A 23,235-nucleotide genomic window follows, 5' to 3' on the forward strand; every position below is an offset into this window, starting at 1 on the left:
GTGTGTACTGTATCAACCCTGCTTGTCCGGAGCGCCAACAGTCTGGAGCGATCAGAGATTACTGTCCAGCCTGTGGAACATTACTAATTCTCGAATCAAAATACGAAGTCATTCAACAAATTGCCCAAACATCTCAAACTGAAGTATTTGAAGTCAATGTACTTGATCAAGATGAGCGAAAAATTCTAAAAGTTCTTGAATCAGCAGACGCAAAACGGCTAGAACTTTTTGAACGAGAATATGCTGTCCTTTCTTGGCTAGATCATCCAAATATTCCTAAAGTGGGCATCAATGATTACTTTGTCGTCAATACACCTGTTGGGAGATCTCTGTATTGCCTAGTGCTAGAAAAGATAGAGGGTGAAACACTAGAGCAGTGGCTTGCCCAAAATGGAAAGACTTCTGAAGCGGTTGCACTGAGATGGATGCAGCAGTTATGCGCTCCTGAAAATTCGCAAAATCTTTCAGGCATCTTGACCTACTTACATTCCCACAACCTGATTCACCGTGATATTAAGCCTTCAAACCTGATCCTACAGCCCAATGGTGATTTAGCTTTGATCGATTTTGGTGGAGTGCGAGAACTTGGGCAGACAGATGCAATCATATCCAATTATCCGACTATCATCACTTCGCTAGGTTATTCGCCTCCAGAGCAGGTGAATGGACAAGCAACGGTGACTTCCGACTTTTATGCTTTGGGGCGAAGTTGGGTAAGTTTACTCACGGGTCGAAATCCTATCGATCTGATCGATTCACAGACAAACCAATTGCGCTGGCGACATCATGCTCCTCAAGTTTCAAAACCTTTTGCTGCTTGGTTAAACACACTAATGTCAGCATCACCCTACCAACGACCACAGACGACAATTGAAATCTATACTCACCTCACTGAGAAGTTACCTCAACAGATTCGAGCGAGTCAGAGGGTTAATTCTTGGTGGTTCAAAGTGTCGATCGCTAGTATTTCCGCCTCGCTGATCTTAGGAATCGGTTGGGGAGTCAGCCTTTGGGTATCGAATGACTATCTCCGCAAAGGAGCCGAAAATCTCCGAATAGAACAGTATCAATCTGCTCGCACTGATTTTGAAACTGCGCTGAAATGGAACGATCGTTCAGCAATCGCCCACAATAATTTGGCATTGTCTTGCTATTACTTGGGAGATGATGACTGCGCGATTGCACATTACACTCGTGCGATCGCGCTATCCCCGGACTATTGGGAGGCTTACTACAATTTGGGGGCAATTTACGATCGACAAGAACGTTACGATTTAGCATCAGTCCAATACTTGAAAGCCGCAAACGGTTCACCAGAAACTAAAGCTCAGGCAATCAACAACCTCGCAAGATTAAAGAATCGACAACAGCAATATACAGAAGCAGCTTCGCTCGTGCAATCTGTTGTTCAACTGACCCAAGCAGAACCAACTTTAGCCTCCCTGCACAAAAATCTAGGCTGGGCATTATTTGGCTTAGATCGTTTTGAAGAAGCACAGATAGCGCTAGAGCGTGCTTTATCGCTGGATGGTTCACGAATTGATACTTATTGTTTACTGGCATTCGTCAAACAAGCTAGAAAGCTTGAGTCAGATGCTGAACTCAAAACATGCCTGTTTTCAGCCACAAAATCCCCGCTTCCGGAAGTTAAAGAGTGGCGAATTCAGCTTGCGAAACGAGGGTTCTAACTTTGTGCGGTGATATCTTTATTCATTTTTACGCTTCAGAATCAGGAGTATTGATTACTATAGGTTTAATCATGTTCGTATTGCGGTACGGTTCTCGAAAGCATCTGCCACTACTCAGGTTGAAGTCGTTGAATGAAAAAATATCGTGATTCGTTTTGTCAATCTAAAGATTCTGCTGGCAGGTTACTTGGTCAGTAACGCGATCTCTGGTTTCTTCTCTGCTGCCTATTCTGCGCCTCGGCAATGTATTCCGATCGCTTATGTCCTCACAGAGAGCGATAAACGTTTCAAGCCAGGTGACATTCTCTGCGTGGGAGACAAGATCGAACTGCGAGAGGCGCGATCGTTTCGCGTTTTCTGCCTTGCAACAGGGAAAGTTGTAGAGCTATCGAATGGGCAAATTGCGCCAACTGGGTGTGGCATTTCTCAAGAAGACAAACCTCAAGCTTGTGGAAACAATTTAACGTTCTGTGTTCGCTCGCGTGGAAGCATTGCGGCTCGATTAAAAATTACTGAACCTGATGGCAGCAATATTGTTAATCTTCGTCCTCAATTGAGTTGGCAGGAGATTCCAGGAGCAACGAGTTACCGAGTCCGGATACTTGGGAACATCGCGTGGGGTAAAGCAACAACACAGCCGCGACTGAGCTACCCGGCAAATCAGCCATCGCTCAAACCTGGTAGCGCCTATCGCGTAATTGTTAGTGCCTATCGAGGGAATCAAATGATTCTGAGCGGGGAGCAAACCTTGAACGTGATTTCTTCTGATCAGATTGCTCCAATTAGTACAAAAGCTGACCAGAAATAAGGATTTGAGTAGGCTGAAATTTGACGGAGTTTCATCTGAGCTTGCTGAAGTGCGACTTTGGCAGTTTGTCCTGCTTTCAGATTTTCATAAAAATGTTGAATGAGTATCGCGGTTGCCGTGTCATCGATCAGCCAGAGACTTGCAAGCGTCGTTTTCGCTCCTGATTGGGCTGCAATTCCAGCCAATCCCAAGGGAGAGCGTTTATCTCCCTGCGCGGTTTGACAAGCACTGAGAACCAGAAGATCAAAACCTGCATTCGGCTGAAACCTCGATTTGAGCAAACTACTAAATTGTGGGGCAGTGATTAACTGATCCCATGCTATTAGAAATGTTTCATCAGGAGATGAGCTAAACTGCCCGTGAGTCGCGATGTGAACGATATTGTAGGACGATCTGCTGAGATCGGACTGAAATTTCGCTAAAGTAAAACGCTCGTTTAATAGCTTTGTTACTGGCAACACAGCTTGGATTGCTTGCACTTCGGATTCAATATCAGACAGAGGCAGTTTTAGCGATCGCACTCGCGGATCTTGAAAACTAGGGCTAGATTGACTGAGTGCAGCAACCAAGGCAGTCAACTTGTTTTCTTTCTGAGGTGTAGCTCGAAGTTGAGAGCCGATCGACAAAGACATCGGATGATGGGCAATCAGATAATCAGTTCCATCATGCAGTAATCCGAGCGGAATCCCTTGAAAAGTAGCGTCCATGATAAAAACTAGCGAAGTCTCCTCATTGATCAATTTTGCTTGTTGAGCAGGTGCAATTAATTGACGATAGAGAGGCTCACTGTAGCTTCTGAGAACTGATTCACTGGGCAGTTTGAGTTCAGTATCTTGTACCGCATTTTGTAGATTGAAGATCAGTCCATCTACGCTATTTCTAACGGTTTCCGCGTTTGCGGTATAGTACTTCGTCTGATTCTCAGTTTGAACAATCACACCAACGGTTTGATCGAGATCGAGAATATAAAACAACGTTGATTTTGATGTTGGAGATTTTTGAGAAAGCGGCGTAAGTTCAAGTCTGCCACACTGTAAGAAATTTTCAAGTTCTGCTAACTTCAAGCGCTCATAGGTTTGAATGACGCGCCGTAGGTTTGGATTGGGTTGGCTAACCAACAACGCCATGAAATCACGATAAATCGGTTCCACCTGATCTTGAAAGGAAAATTGTAGATCTGGAGTAATCGATAGTAAATTTCCCCAGACTTGATCTAGGCTGTTGATCGCAGCACCATAGTATTGCAGTGCAGATTGAATATTGCCTTGCTGCTTGGCAATTAGAGCCAACTCTCTCTGCCATTGATAGGCTGCATCCCAGGCTGAAATTGATTGCGCGATCGTCATTGCTTCTGTCAGTTGAGCTTGTGCAGTACTGAGTTTTTGAGTCTGAGCTGATATCCGTCCTAAAGCACCAAGGCTAAAAGATTTTGCGCGTTGATTTTGTAGGCGTTCGGACGATTGAAGGGCTGCGGTAGCTTCGCTCCACATCGTGTTCGCAAGGGGTTGTGCAGTTTTCTCCTCTGAAAGTTCAAGCAAGCTATTGACCAAATTTAGTTGAGCATAAATACGATCGATGTCCGAAAGCTGTGCGAAGTTAGATTGTAATACGATCGACAAAAGTACCTTACGCCGCTCTGTAACTGTTTGAGCAAGTTTCTGCAATTCTGGTAAATCGTTGCTTTGTTGAGTTTGAAGCCATTTTGTTAGGTTGGCAAGAAAGCTTAATTCGTTCAGTTGCGCCATCTCGCGAGTTGAACTAGAACGAACAGCCAGTTGGTAGTACTGAAGCGCTTTTTCTGCATGATTGCAAAGTTGAATTACGATCGTGTCGAATTCATTAGAGACGGCAGAGCGACCTAATTTATCGCGAAGTTGAAGAAAAGAAGCACGTTCAAGATTTCCAAAGCTAAGATTGATTTCTTGAATCGATGGTTGCTCTGAAGGTCGTCGGAGTAAAGCTTCCAGCGCGATCTTTGCATTGGGTAAGTCACCGATGAGTCGGAGCATTTCACTCAGATGATAAAGTGCTAACCGACTGATTGGAGGTAGCTGGAGTTGCGTAATTGCGGTGGTAAATTCTTGTGCTGAGGTATTGGAGCGATAAAGTTGCTTGAAGCAGAGCGAATCAGACAATTTCAGCACATCTCTTGCGAGAACTTGACAGGCTTGTGGAAACTGACCAAGCGATCTCATTGCCAAACTCTGATTCACCAAGCTTCCAAGCTGCCCCTCTTGAGAACCTCGCTGACGATACAGTTCGGCGGCTCGCTTCCAGGTTTTCAATGCCGTAGTAGCATCTCCAGCATTGAATTGAGCAAATCCTTCATTTGTCAGCACAGATAGATCAATCGGTTGAATGGCTTGAGCGCGACCAAGACTACCAATCTGAGGCAACAGTGGAAGCGCAACGACTAAGCATAGCCCCATGAGAAGAGAAATCAGAATACGATAAATCCGGCTCACAGTGAAGAACTCCTGAAATAGTAGCGTTAGAAAGAGAAATTGTATTGAACTGAGAAATCAAATTGATTCGCTTGAGAGTTTTGATTGTCGAGAGTCGTTAATGGAAAGGCGTAGTTTGCTCGAACTTGTAGACCGTTCTGAATCCACTGCAATCCCAACCCTAGAGATGCAAGCGTATTGGGATCATTTCCATTACTGTTCCATGCTCTACCCGCATCAACAAAAGGAATCAGTAGCAGGCTTGTCGAATCGTTGAGAAGTAATCCGATTCTAAATTCAGCTGATCCGAAGATTCCGTTATCATTTAGAGCCGCATTCTGAGCATAACCCCGCACAGTAGATGAACCACCTAAGCTAAATTGCTCTGTGGGAACTAAGACACGATCGCTAAATTGCAACTGCGATCGCAATAAAATATCAAGTCGAGAATTAACCCGTTGTAGCCACAAAGCCTGTCCTCGCCAACTAAGAAATTGGCTATCTGGCGCATCACGATTAATCGTTGAGTTCAAGGCATTAATTCCGAAACTGAACTGCGATCGCGCGGCTAATACAGAGCGATCGCTGCGTTGTGTCCACTCCTGAAAAAGCCGAATTGCTGAGATCCGAGTCCGTCCCTGATCGTCTGCACCCGGAGATAATGGAAAGGAAACGCCTAAGATTGAGGAACGGCTTTCACTATGAGAAGCTGTAATGCCAAGCGCAAGTTCTTGGATTGATTCTTCTGTCGCTCGTTGAACAATTGGCTGCCGGAATGTTAGATCGTAAAATGCCGAGCTTGAACGGATATCTGACTCATCAAACGGTTCTTCAATAATTCGACTATTCAGCCACGTTGCACTGAGTTGCACCGTGCCGTTCTGAACATTAACAGGAATCGTATAGGTTGTGCCCACTGTATTGCTTCCATCAGTGTTGGCGTAGAAGAGGCTGAGATCATCGCCAAATTCTAGTAAATTGGCTTGTTTTAGGTCGATTCGTCTTTCTAATCTTCCAACAAGCTGCGATCGCTGATTATTCAACTCTACAGAGCCGTTGAATGTCTGATTCGTTGCAATTTGCACTTCTAAAACTCGTGTATTGGGTTCAGTACCAGGATTGAGAACGGCTGAAATTGTTCGGATGCGTGGGTCAGCCTGTAGAAGTCGAAGTGCTTCAATTAAACGCTGCTCCTGCAAAATTGGGCGGGTTGCTCGTTCGAGGCGGGAGCGAACATATCTAGCGAAGCGATCATCACCAGTGACTCTGATTTGCTCAACCGTACCTTCGACAACTTGAATCGTTACGATCGCAGCCTGCGGAGCAAGTGCCTCGTTTGCTGCCTCTGGAATGAATGCGCCTACAACAAGATAGCCACGGTCTGTATAGAATCTCCGGATTGCAGCACTCGTTTGAAGTAGTTCGGCAATGCTGATGTCACGCCCAATAAAATTAGCAACAACTTCACCCAGTTGTTGTTGCGTGAAAACCGTATTCCCCTGAAACCTAAACTCTTTGACTCGGATTGACCGGGGGGAAGAAGTTTGCGACTCCGGCTGAGAACTAGGAGAATTGATAATCTCAGGAGGGCTGACGCGGGGCAAAAGTGGGGGTGGAGTCGCTGGAGTCGCTGGAGGTAGATTTAAGTTAGGAATCGGTTGGGGTGGAAGAGATTGAGCTTCTATCACAATTAGCAACACAGTATCTTCAAACAATTAGAAGTGATCTTGAAGTGGTGATGCCCCAGTTCTAGCTTAAGTCCGTAGTTCAGGATGTGCAAGTTAGCAAGGCGAAGTGCTTGCTGCATGTGGAGTGCCGCGTCCTACAACCACTAGCCTTACTGTTTTTCGATCGGGATTAAGTACCCAATCTTGAATTTCAGTTGGAGGATTCGACCGAGGAGGTGATTGCGATCGTGTTGTAGAAGCTGGCGCTTTTGGCAGCCATCCTCGGCGGCTACTGAGTGAATCAGTTGGATTGCTTGGAATCCCACCCGTTCCGTTATCAATCAGAGTACTAGCACGAGGATCAGCCTGTGATGGGCAAATTGTCACAATTTTAGAACCTTCGGGCGTAGGTAAAACTCTCAAGCTCGATCGCTGAAGTTGGGACTCAAGCGCATTAATCTGAACCGTTCCATCGAATTCAGGTCCACGATCAGAGGTTGCGCTAATTAAGCTGCTGCGGTCAGTAAACACGCCTTGAGCGGTGATTTGAACATTTCCACCTCGCCCGCGCTCTGCATTAGCACTAATACGACTATTGTTTAATACAGCTAAAACCCCCGAAGTTAGCCCAATACTGCCTCCGTTGCCGCCTGCACCTGCATTCGTCGTAATCTCACTTTCATCTCTTATCCATAACTGATCTGCATTCACGACAATGTTTCCGCCATTCCCACTGAAAGTAGAAGCTGCGATCGCGCCTCCTCGATTGAGTTGAATTTGATTCGCATTTAGCGTCAGTTCACCAGCATCCCCGATTCCTGCATTTTGAACAGTGATTCGAGCATCATCGACCCGAACTTTGGGACTATTAATCGTTACACTTCCAGCCCGACTAATTGGGGTTAGAAAAAAATTAGTAACTTGCTCAGTAAATAAATTTCTTAGCCCACCACCTGAGCCAATAATGCTTGGAACAGGGCGATCGACTGTAACACTAGAGGGATCAATTTGAAGTTGAAGCAGTCCTTGTCGCGCTTCAGGTGTCAAGCGTTGATCTAAATCGAACTGAGTAGGACGAGCAGTACCCGCTACAGTCACAGATTCAGAAGCATTAATGGTTACTGTCCCTGCTTGTCCAGAGACTAATGATACAGTGCCAAATTGAGCGCCATTCGTAACCCTAAGTTGTTGAGTCTGGACGAAGACATTCCCACTATTGGCTGAACTGACTGAATTCGATCCTAAATTTGTGGGGATGAACGTTAATGCAGTTCCTAGAGATGAACTCGCGCCAAAAGCAATGCGTAAGTTGCCACCGTCTAGTAATAAATTTTGAGAGTTGATGGAAATATTACCCGCTTTACCCAAGTTATAGGTCGTTGTGTAAATCAATCCACTTCTAGAAACTTCAATCTGACCCGCATTAATATCAATGCTGCCGCCCCGCCCAATGCCGTAGGTTGAAGTTGTAATGTTACTTGCGATCGCTGCCGCTTCAGTCTCCGCAATTCCCTGAATATCAAGGCGATTTGCCTGAACTTGAATGTTGCCAGCGTTGCCATTTCCTAATGTAAGCGCAGAAATGTAAGCAGAATCAGTTAAGCGGATATTAGGGCTGCTTAGTAAAATATTTGCGCCAGTGCCAGAAGTTGTGAGGCTGGTAATTGATCGAGAAATCTTCTGGATGAGTGGCAATTGATCTTGGCGATTGAAGGGAGTTAACCCAATGAAATTAATTTGCTGATCGGCTTGTAGCTCAATGTTGCCAACCGTTCCACTCCCAGTATTCTCGATGACGAGCAATGAAGCATCGTTGAGATTGATTGTGTTGCCTCGAAGCCGGATATTGCTGAATCGATCGCCTGTAGTGTCGATCGCGGATTGTTTCAACAAAGAAATATCCCCAAGTTGAGCGCTCTGAGGATAGTCAAACCTGAATCCAGAGGCAGTGCTACTCAGTCCAACAATTCCAGTTTTCACACTTCCAATTTCAACTTGCCCCGCAGGTGCAGTCAATAGACCGCCATTTAGCACTATATCTCCACCAATTAGCGCAAGCGTTTGATTGGGTTGAACTCTCAGCCCAGATGTTGCCTGTCCTTGCCCGGTGAAAGCAAGACGACTCGCAAAGCCACCTTGTAAGGAAGTGACAAGCTGCCGATGTCCTGCGCCATCGACCTGGATTGGAGCAGGGTTCGTAAAGCTTAAGCCAACAGGAGCGCGGTTTGAAAAGAGAGGTGTCGGAGATTTGGCGCTGAATTGAGTACGATCGTCAAACTGTAATGCATCTGCTGTCGTTGCAAGAAAGGAGCCTCCGATATTCAACTGAGCGTTCGCTCCAAACTGAATCCCATTGGGATTAATCAAAAATAGATTGGCAGTTCCATTGGCTCTCAAAATGCCATTAATGACTGAAGGCTGGTTGCCAGTGACACGAGAGAAAATATTCTGAACATCTAGCCCGTTATTGAATAGAACTTGTCCGCCCGTTGGAATTGAGAATTCTTGGAAACTATGAAATAGATTGCTACCTTGCTGAAGACCCCCATTGATAATGCAGTTTGTACAACTTGGAGTAACTTCAGAGGGTGTTGGAAGAGTTTTGTCCGGAGTAACTTGGCTGATTCCAGCATTTGCTGAACCTAGCCCCATTACGAAGCTTAAAATGAAGGCAGAACTGAGATTCCGCAGCATAATTGTTGAAAGATTATTTGTTCAGGAACAAGGAGATGGTTGATGCCTGATTTACCGATCGGACCCGAAGTGCCTACCCTGTTTTGGCAGCTTCAAGGCATCCTCGATCCTCTCTCAATGCTTCGAGAAGCTCACGATCGCTATGGTGATGTATTTCGGTTGCCTTACAAAGAATTTACTGCAATTTGTGTCAGCAGTCCAACGGGATTGCAATCAATCTTCTCAGCATCTTCAGAAGTTTTGTCCTCTCATCAACGCGGCGGAATTTTCGATCTAATTTTGGGACAAAATGCTTTGGTATTCCTTGAAGGGCGTGAACATCAGCGTCATCGTCGATTGATTGTGCCGCCTTTTCATGGTGAAGCACTGAATCAGTGGGGGCGAGACATCTGTACAACAACAAAGTATGTATTAGATCAACCTCAGTATCGGACAGTACTACCGCTTCGGCAACCTTTGAAAGAAATTGCTCTGCGCTTGATTTTACAGGTCTTGTTTGGAGGGCTAAGAACTCCACTCCTTCGAGAGCTACATCATCTTTTGTATCGTTTCTTTCAAGATGTAGAATCGCCCCTGAGTGCTGTCGGAATGTTATTTCCAGCACTTCGAGTTGATCTAGGAAGTTGGAGTCCTTGGGGACGATTTCTTCAACAAAAGCACCAGATCAATCAATTGATTCAACAACAGATCGATCGTCAAAGAGCTTCGACTTTGCTAGCAACACATCCAAGCGTGTTAGAAATGTTGCTCCAAGTTCGAGATGAATTCGATCAGCCGCTTAGCGATGATGAGATTCGAGATGAGCTATTGATGCTCGTTTTAGCAGGGTATGAAACGACAACTTCCGCGATCGCTTGGGCGTTGTACTGGATACATCATGATTTAACCGTGCAAGAGAAGCTAAGGCAGGAACTAGAGGGGATTGATGATCCAATGGAAATTGCTCGATTGCCTTATTTGAGCGCGGTTTGTCATGAAGCTCTGAGAATCTATCCGGTTGCGATCGGATGTTTTGCACGTCAGGTCTTGCAGCCTTTCTCGATCGATGGCTACGAACTACCAGTCGGGACAGTGATTTCTCCCTCGATCTATCTTGCTCATCATCGTGAAGCAGTCTATCCAGATTCCGACACATTTTGCCCAGAACGCTTTCTATCTCAACAGTTCTCGGCTTACGAGTACTTACCTTTTGGTGGAGGATCAAGACGATGTGTAGGTGGAGAATTTACTAGATTTGAGATCAAATTGATCGTGGCAACCGCATTGAAGCAGATGCGACTTCAGGTATTTGATTCAAAACCTGTCCTTCCTGTCCGATACGGCATTACAATGGCTCCCCCAGTCGATCTGAAACTTAAAGTTCTGCCCCGTTAACTCATTGAATCAATGTGGCAGAACATAGGTGAAAAATTTTGATTGCAGAAGTAGACTACTTTCGTTAGAATCCCGATTAAAGTCAGGTGACTTTATCGCGCTACTAGAATTACTTTGATAAATCAGGCAAATCTACCTTCTACCCCAAAGCGTACAACCTGAGTTTTGGTGTTGAGAACGCAACGACAAAGAACAAGTTTTGTAAGATTTTCAATGATTATCAGTATTGTTGAGGCAAGCGATGGCACGTTTGTCTATGTTCAGGCTGAATTTACTTGTTTGTTTGGATTCTCGCTAGATAGCATTAATGAGCTAGGTGGATTTGAAGCACTGTTTTGCAATTCAACAGTTGCGGAGGAAATTCGATTGATTGTGATGAATGGATATCCGTGGACGGGGGTTGCTGATCTACAGGCAGCGGATGGAGCCTCGATCGAGGCTTCGTTGCAGCTTACACCGATTACTGAAGAAGTCAGTGACCAAGTGGTTGGATTTGTTCTATTCTGTATGCCTTCAATGGCAGGAAAGACCTTCAGCAGTGATCGAACCCTATCGATCGAACACGAAATCATTCAAGTGCTACAAGCTTCACAAATGAGTTTATGGCGGCTCAATGTGCAAAATCAGACAAGTTGGGCGATCAATCTTGAGTCAGTTTTAGGTGAAGCGCAGTTGCCGAAGTATTCTGAATTTCTCAATTCTGTTCATCCAGACGATCGCGCTCAGTTCAAGGAGATTTTAGCGCGATCTCAAATGATGACCTCCTACGAATTCACGTTTCGCTATTTTCGCCGGAGTGGTCAACTGGTATGGCTTCAAAGTCGAGGAGAAGTCGTATTTGACGAAGATGGGCAGCCGCTTTATTTATCAGGAACGCTCACCGATATCACTTGGCGCAAACATGCTCAACAGCTTCGACAGATCAATCATCGAAGAACGAATGCGCTATTGAAGTCGTTGCCAGAGCATATCGTTTGTGTGGGCAGGGATGGAATCTATCGCCGGATTATTTCGAGCAATCCTGAATTCGCGATCGTATTTCCCAAGGAGCAAGTCGGGGTCAATATCTACGACGTTTTAAGGTCAGAACTTGCTGATCGACGCATGGTTTATCTTCAGCGATCGTTTGTCTTACATCGACCTCAAACCTATGAATATCAGACCGTGAGCGCGGATGGACAACTTTACTACCTTGAAGAAAGCGTGGTCGCAATTGACGCAAAGCCGAATGGAGCCGCGACAGCAGAAGATGAGGCGCTGATTCTGGTGCGGGACATTACTCAGCACAAGCAATTAGAAGCGGCGCTTTTGGTGAGTCAGCTTCAGGAAAAATGGGATGTCGATCGCTCACCCAAGAACATCGACTCAGAGTTTCGATACGCAACGTTTCTCAAGCGAATTGAAGGGGATTACATTAGCTGTAATCAGGCGTTTGCTCGATTGGTAGGGCGGTCAATTCAAGAAATCTGTGGCAAATCTGACTTCGATCTTTTCTCGCCTAAAATTGCTGAAATACTAATGCAGCATGATTTAGCGGTTTTGAATTCGGGGAAGATGCTTGATTTTGATGAAGTCTTTGAACGGGATGGTCAGCCTCGCTGGTGCTTGGTCAATCGCGCTCCTTTATATGACGAAGCGGGGCAATTGTTTGGAATTTGTGGAACGGCGGTTGAGATGCGATCGTTCTGATAATAAAGTTCGATTGCATTGCAAAAGCTATTGAGGCGATGCAGCAAAGCATTGTAGTAGAGGTAGGCATCCTCTCGTTCATCTTGAAGATGGGCATACAGCGTGAGTTCTGGCTCTATGGCTAGACGATCTTTCGGAATATCCAAGCCCGCTTCGGCGAGGCGAGTTGCAGCGATCGCGACGAGTAATGAGCCAACAGTATTGGGCTTCCCATTCTGCAAATCATCCAGTCCAGGTAAAATTAGCTCCGCGCCTGGTAACTCATTCAAACTGATCATTGTTCCTCCGCTGGGTTTCCTTCAAACCGCTCGATAAAGTTCTCAACTCTGCTTCTCAGCACATCAGGATTTAGAGCGGGGAATCGGATTAATTCGGGTGCAATTGCTTCAAAGCTAGCACGTAGTTCTTCTAAGGAAAATAATTTCTGTTCATACATGGCTTGAACATCGTTCAGGTCACGGTCGAATCCTCTAGAGAGTTTGGAGAGTGCTTGAGCAGTGAAGTCGTAGTGATAAAACGAGATTTGACCGTGTTTGCCGATGAAGATGCTACGATCGCGCCAGCCTGGAAGCGGGGGTAAGAAGTCCTGCGGAGAAGCCAGTTCGATATTGATGTTTAATTCTTGCTTGATTTTGGCAATCGCTTGAAAGATGCCTGGGGGTTCAGGATCGAGACGGATATCGATATCAACTGTGGAACTGCGCCAGCCGATCAGCAAAGCACTCGCACCGCCCGTAAAATAAATGCAGCCTGACCCCTGAGCTTCTCTGCCCAAGACTTGCATCAGTCGTTCTATCTTCTGAGGGTCAACATTCGGACGCATATTCTGCACAAGCATTCCCTAGGAATCAAAAGGTTAAAGAAGACCCAAGCGTAAAAGATTAATTACTGCTAAGACCTAGAAAGATTTTCGCGCGAATAATTGAAGTAGTTCTATTGACAGATACTCGGAACTCTTTGTGTCAATAAGATTGCATTTATATTTTTCTCGGAAGATGGCTCTAAGCCCTCGTAGCATTATCTTGCCGTGATAAAGCTGCGAGCCATTCTTTGCAATTTCTGCTGGAGCTTTCGCAGCAAGCCTGCCATAATCAATCTGTCTTCCGTTTCCTTGCTGACGCTCAATCTCAATGCGCCCATTTACATAGGCGCTAATAAGCTCTTCATGATGTGTTTGTGCTACCTCATTAATCATTAACTTAAAGTCTTCTTCAGATACGTTACTGTTGAGATGTTTGAGATGGTTCACGTTTATTAAGCAAGATTCAACATTTGTTCCAGATGTTAAAAACGGTTCTACTTGTAGCTGTCTTACCTGTTGCTGCCAGCTTGCACTCTCAGAGTCACTGAGATAATCTCTATCTCGATGAAGCAGGATTTTAGCTCCTTCATTTGATGATCTAACGATATTAACAAGTGGTCTCAAATTCTTTATTGCTGTAACGCCGTAGTAAGGAAGGATAAGAGTGTAATTCATATCAAAGCCGGAAGATTCAAGAATGGCTTCAAGAATGCGTATGTTTTCATCTTCAGTCAACACCACAGCTTTTGCATTTCTATCATGTGAGATTCTTTCTCGAATATCCAACGCACCAATATCTAGAAGAACACCAAGCTCATCGTCTTGAGCAGCCGTCTCAACAGTTGCATTACGCACCCAGAGGAATTGCACTGATGAACCAAGAGCGTCTACAACATGACGTGAATGTGTTGTAAGAAGAACTTGTGTGTCCCTTTCTTCGGCAATCGTCCGAAGTAGCTTACATAAGAGTCGCTGATTATTTGGATGAAGATGTGAGTCAGGTTCGTCAAGAACAATTAGACGAGGAGAAAATCTGTGAATGTAGGAAAGAATCTGAGCCGCTTGCAGAACTCCCGTTCCTGCAAGTTCAATAGGAACTTCTCCCGATTCGGTTGAAAGCATAACTTGAATGTGCTCATCCGTCTCTGGAAGAAAATTAACCTTTATGCTGGTTCCGGGGAAAACTTCATGCAAGTCTTGTATGAAATTATTCCACTCAGGTTTATCTGCAAGTCTAAGCAAGATGTTTCTCAGGACAAGATTTGCATCACCTCGCGCCAACGTTCTAAGTAAAACACCGTCAGATACATAAGTTTCACTCTTGGCAATACCAGCTAAACCTGGTGAGAAGATACTGAATGGAGTTTTAAGATCGGAAATTTTCCTTGCTGTTTCTACAGAATCAACAGCTACAGAGATATTCCTATTTTTTCCCTTCCGAATCTTGACTTCGCAAGATTCGCCGTTTGTAAGTCTGAAGTTAACAGCAATTGCCTGTGCTTCATCTGTCCGTAATTCTCCTCCATTTCCTAAACAATAGACGGACTCCGATGGCGAGTATATAAGCTGTGTAGGACTCAGCGTTGACGCATCTCTTTTAATGTCACCATTCACTAGCTTGAGAGATTGAAGAACACCAATAGCGAAATGCAAGCCTTGAATAATACTGCTTTTGCCAGAATTATTAGCACCAACAAGGACATTAATGCCATTAAGGTCAAAGAGTGCGTCGTTAATTTTCTTAAATCTTTGTACTCTAACTGATTGAAGTGAACTCATGCAGTACTTTGACCGGAAGCGAGTATTTGACCTATTTATGGTAATCTTTGCAACCTAAATAAGTCATTCGACACCGTAAAATTTCCTGAATGAAATGCAATATTTTGTCATGACAGTTAGATTTTAATGTAAAAACCTCATTTACGGAGTTTTAGAACCTCTCTGCTTACAGTATCGAACTGCCTCTTCAAGTTGCAAGAGTTGAGCAGATGTTAAGTGACGAACATTACTAAGCATGGTGACAAACTCTCGATCGCTGATCCCCATTTCTCCAACCTCATCAACCTGCGCCGCGATCGTAACCCCCTCTCGCTTCTGCTCAAGCGCAACTGATTGAGCGCTTGCCTTCCCATTGTGTAGGCGGGGAATGCGCTGAAACGGATAAGCATCAGCGTCAGCCGCATACCATTTTCGACACTGATCGGGCAAAATCTCGGCTTTGTCCCGACTCACTGGATCTCGATAAAAGCCGCACCAAAGCTCATGCGGCTGCAATTCGTGATAATTCGGGTCATTCCATCCACAGGTCAGGCAGCTTACCGATCCGATCGACTCCACGATCCCCACTTCTTGAGCAATTTCGGCAGTCTGAATCGATGAATTCGGTCGATCGATCCCCGCTGCTTGTCGCTGCAAAAATCGATCGGTCACAGTTTGCCCCTGTTTGTGCCACCAGTCATACGTCGATCGCGGATTCTTCGCTGTCAACAACTGATGCGTATTGGGGATCAAGCACTCTAGCTCCAGGCGATACGGCTCTTTTTGGCTCGGACGATGCCGCACTTTCCAATGAGGAGTCATCAGGTTTTTCAGGTCATTCAGCGAAGCCTCAAACGCCTCAGCCTGCCAAGTCTTGAACGATTTTTTCAGATCTCGATAATTCTGAAAGGTGTAGTTCGTTCCATGTTGGTCAATCAACTGAAGTGGCGCATCCTCGCTTGGCGGCAAGAGCGTTCCCCAAGCCTGCACCAGCGCTTGATGCTCCTGAAATCGATCGGGCTGATATTTCTCGATCAGTTCTTTCGCCAACGTATAGCTGATCGAATTTCCTTGCTGAATCAGCGCGATCGCGTCGGTTCGAGCTGCCTCCGGCACACTTGCCGCCGCCAGCATAATCAACGCACTCGAATCAATTTGTACCGATTCCGAACAGGCTTGCAGCACCTCCCCAAACACCTTGAACGCATTCAAATACCCATACACTGCCGATTTTTCCAGCCCCGTTTCCTGCTTCGCCCAATCCAAAAACGCCTGATTTTGCCCACGCGGAAACATCTCCTTGGCTTCCATCAGACAAGTCCCAATCCGATAAATGTCCTCAGCAAACTTGTGCAGCCGTCGTCGAATCTCGATCGCAAGCTCACCCAATCGAGTTTCTGCCCCAGGCTGAAGCGACGAGTTTAAGGGTTCCAACGCAACTGGGTCAGAATGTGAGTTGGGCAGCAGTGGTTGCTCAGATACCGTCAATGTCACGGTAACGACTCCAAAGATTTGCAAAAGTTTGATTCAAAACTCAGTTCAGCCGCGCCGCGTGTTGCCAGATTTGCGGGTATCGAACGCTAGACGGTTCTAATTCAACCCAAGCAGTTTCCGGCAGCAGGGGATGTAGATTCACCTGAAATACGGTTCCGGTATGAAGCCGACGTAATGTTTTCAGAACACCAACCGAGCGATGGCAAAGTAACCCGATCGTTTCCCCATCAATTTTGGCGTACCAAAGCAATTTAGACGGATTCTGCTCAGACGGTTGCGACACAATCTCCAGCGAAATCAAAGATTCAGGCTTAGGAAATTGGGCAGCATGAGAGCGAATGCGGAGAGGAATGCCATCCGTCGTGGTTGCGACTGCGATCGAGTTTGGTAATGGATGAATCGTTGCGATCGCAGTTGTCCCAATCGGCAATCGTGGAGATTGAGCGGTCAATCGTCCGAGCAATTCATTCTCAACCAGAATGACAGGTTTGCCGAAGTCTGGACTGTTCGCGATGCTGTTTCGGCTGAGTGCGATCGCAACCGATTGCGATCCCCAGTTTCGACCCAAATGCTTATTCGTAAAGTACTGTAGTCCAGTCACTTTCAATCGAGTGAATTGCAGCGCCTTTAGTTGATTCAGAATGTGTTGCGGAAAGCTCAGGAAAATCAGTTTTGCTAATTCCATCTCTTCCGCATCAAGTTGTAAAGTCAGATCGGAGCGTTTTCGCCTGTGGAACCACTGCCAGAGGTGCGCTGCCATCAATGATGGTTCTGACCATAGCTCCGAAAGCGTTTCCACCGCAATCCCTAATTCAGTTTGATAAGCTTCGATCGCAGGGTTTGTCAGCGAAGCACTCCGAAGATCATACAGCGCTCTCGCAATTTGCTCATAGTTAGAGAAATGCGTTGAGAGTGTAGAATCTCCCGAAGGCTCAGGCAGAAATAGCGGATTAAATTGGATGAGGGGACGCATTCGTAAAGGTGGAGCGGTTGCCCAAATTCCATTAGTTTGCTGGATTAAAGCATCGATAGCACCCAAATCTCCGCTCGGCATTGGACGACTCAAATAGAGATCTGTTGGTAAAATATCCAGCCAAGCAACGGGCTTATAGCTGCTTACAGCACAGCAAAAATCAATCTCAGACTGACTTAGACCCATTTCTCCTTTCTCTACAACACGCAAGAATGAAGCAAGGTAACCGATCACAACTTTTAGAATTTGCCTCAACTGATTGAAAAGCGGCTGCATCAAAGCTGGCTGTAAAGTTACGTCTGTTACATCAAGCAGATCGAATTCGGAACACAGCGATCGCACTTGAGTTTGAATCGCAACGATCTCAGGATCAAGCGGTTCAAGCGGTTGATCAAGCTGCTGAAAGTAACCAATCACATCCTGAAGGTAAGAAAATCGCTGTTCGGGTGTTAGCCGTTGCATTTCTGTTAATAGCGCGATCGCGTACTGCACTTGTCGGCGCACCGTCTCGATTAACGTTGGCTGATAGGCTGAAACAAACTGCTCAAAACGATTCACAGTTCTACTTTGATCAAATGCAGGATAACGGTTGTGGGGATATTGAAGATCAGCGATTTCAGCCGCAAAAGTCGGATGCTCGATCGCTGGAAGAAAAGCTAACCGCTCCCCACCAAAACCGATTTGAAGAGCAGCAGCCGTATCGGGATGAAGGTAGACGCAATTTCTGATGGTTCGCCCTGGTAACTGATGATTTCGCATGACCCAAGCATCATTGGACGTGATAAAGGGCAGCTTCAGAACAATGACCTCTGCACCATCGGGCAGTTCTGAAACTGAGACTTGATCAGGCTGGAGATTAAGATCAGGTTGCACGATCGCGGTTTGAGCTTTGAGCGTTTTACCCGTTGAGATCGCACTCCAATACAACTGACTAAACTCAATCAATCGAGCCGCAATATACGGATGCTCAAGCAATTGAAAATGATGGTCAAGATCGGTTTGCAGGAACTGATCGAACCAGTTGGATTCTTCGATCGTCAAAGACGGCAAGCAACCCTCAGCGCTTAATTGGCGCTGATATAGATACTGTTGAGCAAAATGCCGAGGATCATGCTGAAGCTGAGCCAGCTTCTCTGCCTGCACCCGAAGCCTTGGCAAAAACTCGGTTTCAACGGTGATCGGGTAGTTCACTAAAACAGTTGTGCCCAGCGAATAATCTTGCACTACCGCGAGTTCAAAGACCCCGAAGCCGATCGTCAACTCGTAATCGCCCACTGCTAGAGCTTCACCTCGAAAGCAGGAGCGCGGCAAAATTAGATCATAGGGAGCAATATCGGAATTTGGTGTCACGGTTGCGATCGCAAATCGATATTCAGCATGACCGTTCTGTGGCTTAACGCCAAAACCGACTTGAAAAGCAATCGAACTAGACCGAGTAAGAGCTTGAGCGAGTGAGGCACTGATTTTACCGCAGGATACTCCAATGAATATAGAATGGTCAGCCATCTGAACTGCTCCCTCCTCCACAACTTTCAGTCGAACCGTGTGTTCTTGAACGACAGTTTGACAGGAGCGAAACAAGGAGTTTGAGGCTAGGAAATCTGCTCCTGTATTCAAGTGGAGCCGCTCTCGAATGGGTTCATCCGAATAATAACCGCGATCGCCGTCTAAGCACTGTAAATTCATCGACTGAATTGGTGAGGAATCATAGCTAAGAGATGGATCAAACCAGCCGATCGCAAAACGAGCATCGGGGAAAAGATACTCGACGAGTGTGTTCTCTAGAGAAAAACGGTAAGGCAAAGGCTGTTTCAAGGGAACAACAAACTGCTCTAGCAGCAGAGTCATAATTCAAAAGCAAAAATTTAGGTTGGAGAAAAGTGAGCTTTCGGCTTTCACCAAAGTTATAGCGAATCTGAGAAAGATATTCAATTTATGGTGAAAATTAAATTTAAGTTTTTCACCAAAGTTAGAAAACGCGCACAAAAGGGCTTGAAAAAACCAATTAGAATCGCTAGAACAGAAACATCGAGCAAGGATAACTCAGCGCAAGATCTGATTGCTGTGATCTAGATCCTCCTTTAGGATGGATGTTCACTGCTTTAGAGTCGAATACGCTGGTAGTAGACCAAATTCTTTCTTGTACCTACTTCAACCCCTGCACGTCATGTCGAAGCCTTTAGTAAACGGCTAGACGGTGCGATGCGTCGAGTAAAGTTACTCGATCGTAGTTTCTTGTTCGATCAAAATTTAGCTAAATCCTACTGATAGAGCTTTCTTGAGGAACACAATGGACGCTTCTGAACATTCCATCAGCAAAGACCAAAACTCCCATCACAACGATGATTCCGGTGCAGCAATTAACCTAACTACCCAGTCAAACCATACAACTTCAGGTTCACAAGGAACTTCAATTGAGAGCGATCGCATTGAAGCTTCTCTCAATCAGGCAGTATCCACAAACGATTCGAGTTCACACAGCACTTCTAGCAGTCACTCTTCAGACAGCGAGACATTCAACCATATCTCTCCTGACCAGTTGAAGGACACTAAAACAGTCAACTCAAGCGGAACTGAAACAGCAAAAAGCTTGAGTGAGCGATTGGGGCGAAACGGCGATTTTCTCGATCCAGGTGGCGGAACGAACACAGTGATTGCGAGCCAGGGCAATGACATCATTCTCGGCAATGGAGGTGGCTTCAATACGATCACAACAGGCAATGGACAGGATTTGATTGTGTTAGGTCGAGAGACGACAAATCGGGTTTTTGATTTTAACCCCGATCGAGATCAATTTGGAGTCGCTGATGCACTGAGGCAAGACCTTCTCATTGGTCAAGGACAGAACCCGACTAAAGGAGGGATCGATCAGCCTTTAGATAGTGAAAACAATGCTGTGATTGTCGATCGCTCAACCGAGCACATTCTGGCATCCCTTACTTTTACTGATGCAGGAGACATTAGCGATCGCAACTTTGTTCGCGTGGAAGACGAAGTTCTACAAACCTTCCAAAACAACTCCACCTCATCCAGCAAAACTGCTTAATTTTAAGCCCTGAAGCAAATCGTTAAGGAACAGTATCTATGGCAACTGACGCAACGCACTCACTCGATCATCATTCTGAGCAGCACTCTAGCGGAGCCGCAATTTCAGTCACATCCACCTCGAACACTTCCTCGAATTCAGGCTCGACCGGATCATCGATTCAGAACGACGATATCAATCAAGCCTTGAATCAAGTTACTGGCACGACCGATGATCACAACCATGCTAGACCTACTAGCGCACCCAATTTACAGCAGACTGATAACGGTGATTTTGAGCAGCACGATGGAACCGAGGGAAGCGAGCGCATCACAGGCAGCGATCGCAATGACTTCTTGATGGCAGGTAACTCGTTGATTCAGGGAGCAGCCAGCGGAGATGGACCCAGTGAATTTCCGTTTCCAAACGATAGTCCAGCCATCACGAATGTGAATTTTGAGCTAGAAAACGGTCGCCTCAGAATTGATGGGGTTGCTAATAATCTCGACGGTGCGCCTCTTTTCTCTCAGGGCGAAACGGAGATCGATCCAACTGCCACTATTCTGAATGGCTCAGATCCACAGGCACTAATCGATGGATTTCTCGAAGTGCCGGAAGACAGTGAAGGAAATACCTTGACTGGAACTCATCTCCATTTCAGCCCGACTGGAGATTCACGCGGCAACTTTGCGGATGCTACCGTGATCAGATACGTCGAGGACACACCAACGAGCGATAAGTCAGCAAAACTGACGGGCGAATTTAATCTCAATCCAGAGGAACAAGCTGCTTTTGCGGCTGGAAATTTGTATCTCAACCTCCATACCAACGTTGATGTAGATCAAGACGGTAGAGCCGGATTTCCAACCGGGGAAAACCGTGTGAACTTCAATCAGAACGTGGTGCAACCCTAGCCTGCACATTCCAGTAATTGGATTCCATCGCCTTGAGCAAGATCGCAATGCTGTTGATTCACCATGATTGGAAAACTTTTAATTGGGCGCTATCTAGTGCTTGAGCAGTTAGATGCTGGAAGCTTCAGCAAAACTTTTCTAACGCTCGACAAATATCTTCCTCAATCGCCGCTCTGTGTCGTCAAAGCCTCTGAAATTGAGGAGGGACAAGATGCTGAACAGGTGCGATCGCTGTTTGGACGAGAAGCTCTTGTCCTTCAGCAACTAGAGCGCAAGAGCGATCAGTTTCCGCGACTGTTAGCCTATGTTGAAGAAGAAGCACAGGTCTATCTCGTTGAAGACTTCATCGACGGAATCGCGATCGATCAACAACTGATTGAGAAGCAAACGTTTTCGACTCGCGAAGTGATTGCCTTTCTGTACGAAGTGTTAGAAATTTTTCAGGTCATTCACGCTCAAGGGTTAATTTATCAAGATCTCAAACTCAACCACTTGATTCGCCGTGCAGACGGCAAACTTGCCCTCGTTGATTTCGGCACTGCGATTCGAGCAGAAGATCCTGATCGCGAAAATCTCGCGTTTGGCACTCCAGGCTATAGCCCGATCGAGCAACAAACCGGACAGCCAACATTTAGTAGTGATTTATATGCTCTAGGAGTTTGTGCAATCCAATTACTCACGGGAATTCCACCTGATCACTTACAGTCTGACTCTGGAGCGATCCTATGGCATTCTCATTTAGATTCGATTGATGCAGATTTTGCTGCAATCATCGATCGATTCGTCGCCCGTGAAGTGCGCGATCGCTACCAGTCCACAACCGAAGCGCTAGCAGCATTGCGGCATATCAAAACTGGAATCGCTTGGAGAAATCTCAGAGGCAGTGCGCGTCGATTTTCGCCTTCAAAACTCGCCAGCTTTCAAAAAGTGCTACGTCCTAGCTGGGGAGTTGCTGCTCTGCTTGTGCTGGGAATCGGTTTCTTAGGAAGACAGTGGCTAATCGAGTCACGATCGACAGGGGAAGCGATCGCGGCTCAACTGACCGCGCTTAAACAGGGTAATTTACTCATTCCTGTGTTAGAGCGATCGCTACCGACTCCAATACAGCAACTTGCGATGACTGCCAATCAAACGGTTTTGGTCGGAGCGCGATCGCTGGATTTGTGGGACACTCATTCTGGAAAAATTGTTCAATCTTTTCAATCTTCCAATCCAGTGACATCCTTTGTCATGGAGGACGGCGGGAAGTGGTTGGTGGGTCGAGACAACGAGCAGGTGTGGATCTGGAGTGCTGCAACTGGGCAATTGGCTCAAACGCTGACCATCCGCCCTTCAATCTCAAAAATGATCTTGAGTTCTGATGGAAAGATTCTCATTACTGCCACTGCGAATCAAATTCAGAGGTGGAATTTATCTACCGGAAAGCGAGTCCAGACAATTGACACAGCAGAGGCAAAAACGCCGCTACTACAAACCAATGCCAATGATCTGATTTGTGAAACGTCGCAGCATCGTCTACAGGTAATTGACGTTCAAACAGGCGAGATCAAGCGAGTCCTGGCAGGGCATACAGGTTCCATTCAGCAAATTTTATTCAGTCCAGATCAACGGCTTTTGTACAGTTTCGGCAGCGATCGCACCTTGGTCTGGAACTACACAACCGGAGAACTGGTAAAAGCATTCCCGGTGCAGTCTGCCCAAGCCATTGATGCTGCGATTCGTGGAGATCGACTGGTGACGTTACATTCAAATGGAACACTACGAATTTGGGATCGCGCATCAGGGAAACTTCAGCAGACGACTCAATCTCTCGATGGTCAAACTGCCCTTAGCTCGGATGGGCAGTATGTTGTGAATCACGGGCGAGATCAGCAGCTTAGAGTCATGCAAATTGCACTTGATTAA

15 protein-coding genes are annotated in these 23,235 nt (G+C 46.0%); 7 read left to right on the top strand and 8 right to left on the bottom strand.

Annotated features, from left to right (window positions below):
- Positions 1-2 precede the first annotated feature (2 nt).
- On the top strand, positions 3-1,688 hold the full coding sequence (locus NIES2104_RS27830) for a protein kinase (RefSeq protein ID WP_059002184.1): 1,686 nt from the start codon (positions 3-5) through the stop codon (positions 1,686-1,688).
- Positions 1,689-1,833: 145 nt separating this feature from the next.
- Entirely contained in the window at positions 1,834-2,496 is a 663-nt protein-coding gene (locus NIES2104_RS27835) for a fibronectin type III domain-containing protein (RefSeq protein ID WP_059002185.1), read from the top strand.
- Here the strand turns inward: NIES2104_RS27835 and NIES2104_RS27840 are convergent.
- The 3 genes from NIES2104_RS27840 to NIES2104_RS27850 all read right to left on the bottom strand — a co-directional run bounded on the left by NIES2104_RS27840 (position 2,457) and on the right by NIES2104_RS27850 (position 9,301).
- Positions 2,457-4,961: a CHAT domain-containing protein gene (locus NIES2104_RS27840; protein WP_156427121.1), complete on the bottom strand. Its 2,505-nt coding sequence runs from the start codon at positions 4,959-4,961 to the stop codon at positions 2,457-2,459. The genes NIES2104_RS27835 and NIES2104_RS27840 overlap by 40 nt on opposite strands.
- A gap of 26 nt (positions 4,962-4,987) precedes the next feature.
- Entirely contained in the window at positions 4,988-6,655 is a 1,668-nt protein-coding gene (locus NIES2104_RS27845) for a ShlB/FhaC/HecB family hemolysin secretion/activation protein (protein ID WP_059002187.1), read from the bottom strand.
- 66 nt (positions 6,656-6,721) lie between these two features.
- Positions 6,722-9,301: a filamentous hemagglutinin N-terminal domain-containing protein gene (locus tag NIES2104_RS27850; protein WP_082690160.1), complete on the bottom strand. Its 2,580-nt coding sequence runs from the start codon at positions 9,299-9,301 to the stop codon at positions 6,722-6,724.
- Positions 9,302-9,343: 42 nt separating this feature from the next.
- Between NIES2104_RS27850 and NIES2104_RS27855 the strand changes: the two genes are divergently transcribed.
- The gene (locus NIES2104_RS27855) at positions 9,344-10,675 is read left to right on the top strand and encodes a cytochrome P450 (protein WP_059002189.1); all 1,332 of its coding nucleotides are present in this window, start codon (positions 9,344-9,346) and stop codon (positions 10,673-10,675) included.
- A gap of 213 nt (positions 10,676-10,888) precedes the next feature.
- Positions 10,889-12,364: a PAS domain S-box protein gene (locus tag NIES2104_RS27860; RefSeq protein ID WP_059002190.1), complete on the top strand. Its 1,476-nt coding sequence runs from the start codon at positions 10,889-10,891 to the stop codon at positions 12,362-12,364.
- Here NIES2104_RS27860 and NIES2104_RS31080 read toward each other — a convergent pair.
- The 5 genes from NIES2104_RS31080 to NIES2104_RS27880 form a co-directional block, all read right to left on the bottom strand.
- The gene (locus NIES2104_RS31080; protein ID WP_072218259.1) at positions 12,265-12,642 is read right to left on the bottom strand and encodes a hypothetical protein; all 378 of its coding nucleotides are present in this window, start codon (positions 12,640-12,642) and stop codon (positions 12,265-12,267) included. The two genes, NIES2104_RS27860 and NIES2104_RS31080, sit on opposite strands and share 100 nt — an antisense overlap.
- A complete protein-coding gene (locus NIES2104_RS27865; RefSeq protein WP_263971070.1) occupies positions 12,639-13,202 on the bottom strand; it encodes a DUF6036 family nucleotidyltransferase in 564 nt (187 codons plus the stop codon). Before NIES2104_RS27865 ends, NIES2104_RS31080 begins: the two co-directional genes overlap by 4 nt.
- A gap of 60 nt (positions 13,203-13,262) precedes the next feature.
- Positions 13,263-14,945, bottom strand: a complete 1,683-nt coding sequence (locus NIES2104_RS27870) for an ATP-dependent endonuclease (RefSeq protein WP_059002192.1) — start codon at positions 14,943-14,945, stop codon at positions 13,263-13,265.
- A 141-nt stretch (positions 14,946-15,086) separates the two neighbouring features.
- Entirely contained in the window at positions 15,087-16,418 is a 1,332-nt protein-coding gene (locus NIES2104_RS27875) for a hypothetical protein (protein WP_156427122.1), read from the bottom strand.
- 40 nt (positions 16,419-16,458) lie between these two features.
- Positions 16,459-19,239: a hypothetical protein gene (locus NIES2104_RS27880; protein ID WP_059002194.1), complete on the bottom strand. Its 2,781-nt coding sequence runs from the start codon at positions 19,237-19,239 to the stop codon at positions 16,459-16,461.
- Between the two features lie 442 nt (positions 19,240-19,681).
- Between NIES2104_RS27880 and NIES2104_RS27885 the strand changes: the two genes are divergently transcribed.
- The 3 genes from NIES2104_RS27885 to NIES2104_RS27895 all read left to right on the top strand — a co-directional run bounded on the left by NIES2104_RS27885 (position 19,682) and on the right by NIES2104_RS27895 (position 23,235).
- Positions 19,682-20,437, top strand: a complete 756-nt coding sequence (locus NIES2104_RS27885; protein WP_059002195.1) for a hypothetical protein — start codon at positions 19,682-19,684, stop codon at positions 20,435-20,437.
- A 38-nt stretch (positions 20,438-20,475) separates the two neighbouring features.
- The gene (locus NIES2104_RS27890; protein WP_059002196.1) at positions 20,476-21,330 is read left to right on the top strand and encodes a CHRD domain-containing protein; all 855 of its coding nucleotides are present in this window, start codon (positions 20,476-20,478) and stop codon (positions 21,328-21,330) included.
- Positions 21,331-21,393: 63 nt separating this feature from the next.
- Positions 21,394-23,235 (top strand): serine/threonine-protein kinase, encoded by a 1,842-nt coding sequence (locus NIES2104_RS27895; RefSeq protein ID WP_059002197.1) that lies wholly within the window; start codon positions 21,394-21,396, stop codon positions 23,233-23,235.

Origin of the sequence: Leptolyngbya sp. NIES-2104, assembly GCF_001485215.1 — a bacterium.
GTDB lineage: Bacteria > Cyanobacteriota > Cyanobacteriia > Leptolyngbyales > Leptolyngbyaceae > Leptolyngbya.

What these genes read in the sequence shown, in the direction of transcription:
- NIES2104_RS27850 (WP_082690160.1), bottom strand. Translation starts at nt 9,301, where the DNA reads ATGCTGCGGAATCTCAGTTCTGCCTTCATTTTAAGCTTCGTAATGGGG.
- NIES2104_RS27855 (WP_059002189.1), top strand. Translation starts at nt 9,344, where the DNA reads ATGCCTGATTTACCGATCGGACCCGAAGTGCCTACCCTGTTTTGGCAG.
- NIES2104_RS27860 (WP_059002190.1), top strand. Translation starts at nt 10,889, where the DNA reads ATGATTATCAGTATTGTTGAGGCAAGCGATGGCACGTTTGTCTATGTT.
- NIES2104_RS31080 (WP_072218259.1), bottom strand. Translation starts at nt 12,642, where the DNA reads ATGATCAGTTTGAATGAGTTACCAGGCGCGGAGCTAATTTTACCTGGA.
- NIES2104_RS27865 (WP_263971070.1), bottom strand. Translation starts at nt 13,202, where the DNA reads ATGCTTGTGCAGAATATGCGTCCGAATGTTGACCCTCAGAAGATAGAA.
- NIES2104_RS27870 (WP_059002192.1), bottom strand. Translation starts at nt 14,945, where the DNA reads ATGAGTTCACTTCAATCAGTTAGAGTACAAAGATTTAAGAAAATTAAC.
- NIES2104_RS27880 (WP_059002194.1), bottom strand. Translation starts at nt 19,239, where the DNA reads ATGACTCTGCTGCTAGAGCAGTTTGTTGTTCCCTTGAAACAGCCTTTG.
- NIES2104_RS27885 (WP_059002195.1), top strand. Translation starts at nt 19,682, where the DNA reads ATGGACGCTTCTGAACATTCCATCAGCAAAGACCAAAACTCCCATCAC.
- NIES2104_RS27890 (WP_059002196.1), top strand. Translation starts at nt 20,476, where the DNA reads ATGGCAACTGACGCAACGCACTCACTCGATCATCATTCTGAGCAGCAC.
- NIES2104_RS27895 (WP_059002197.1), top strand. Translation starts at nt 21,394, where the DNA reads ATGATTGGAAAACTTTTAATTGGGCGCTATCTAGTGCTTGAGCAGTTA.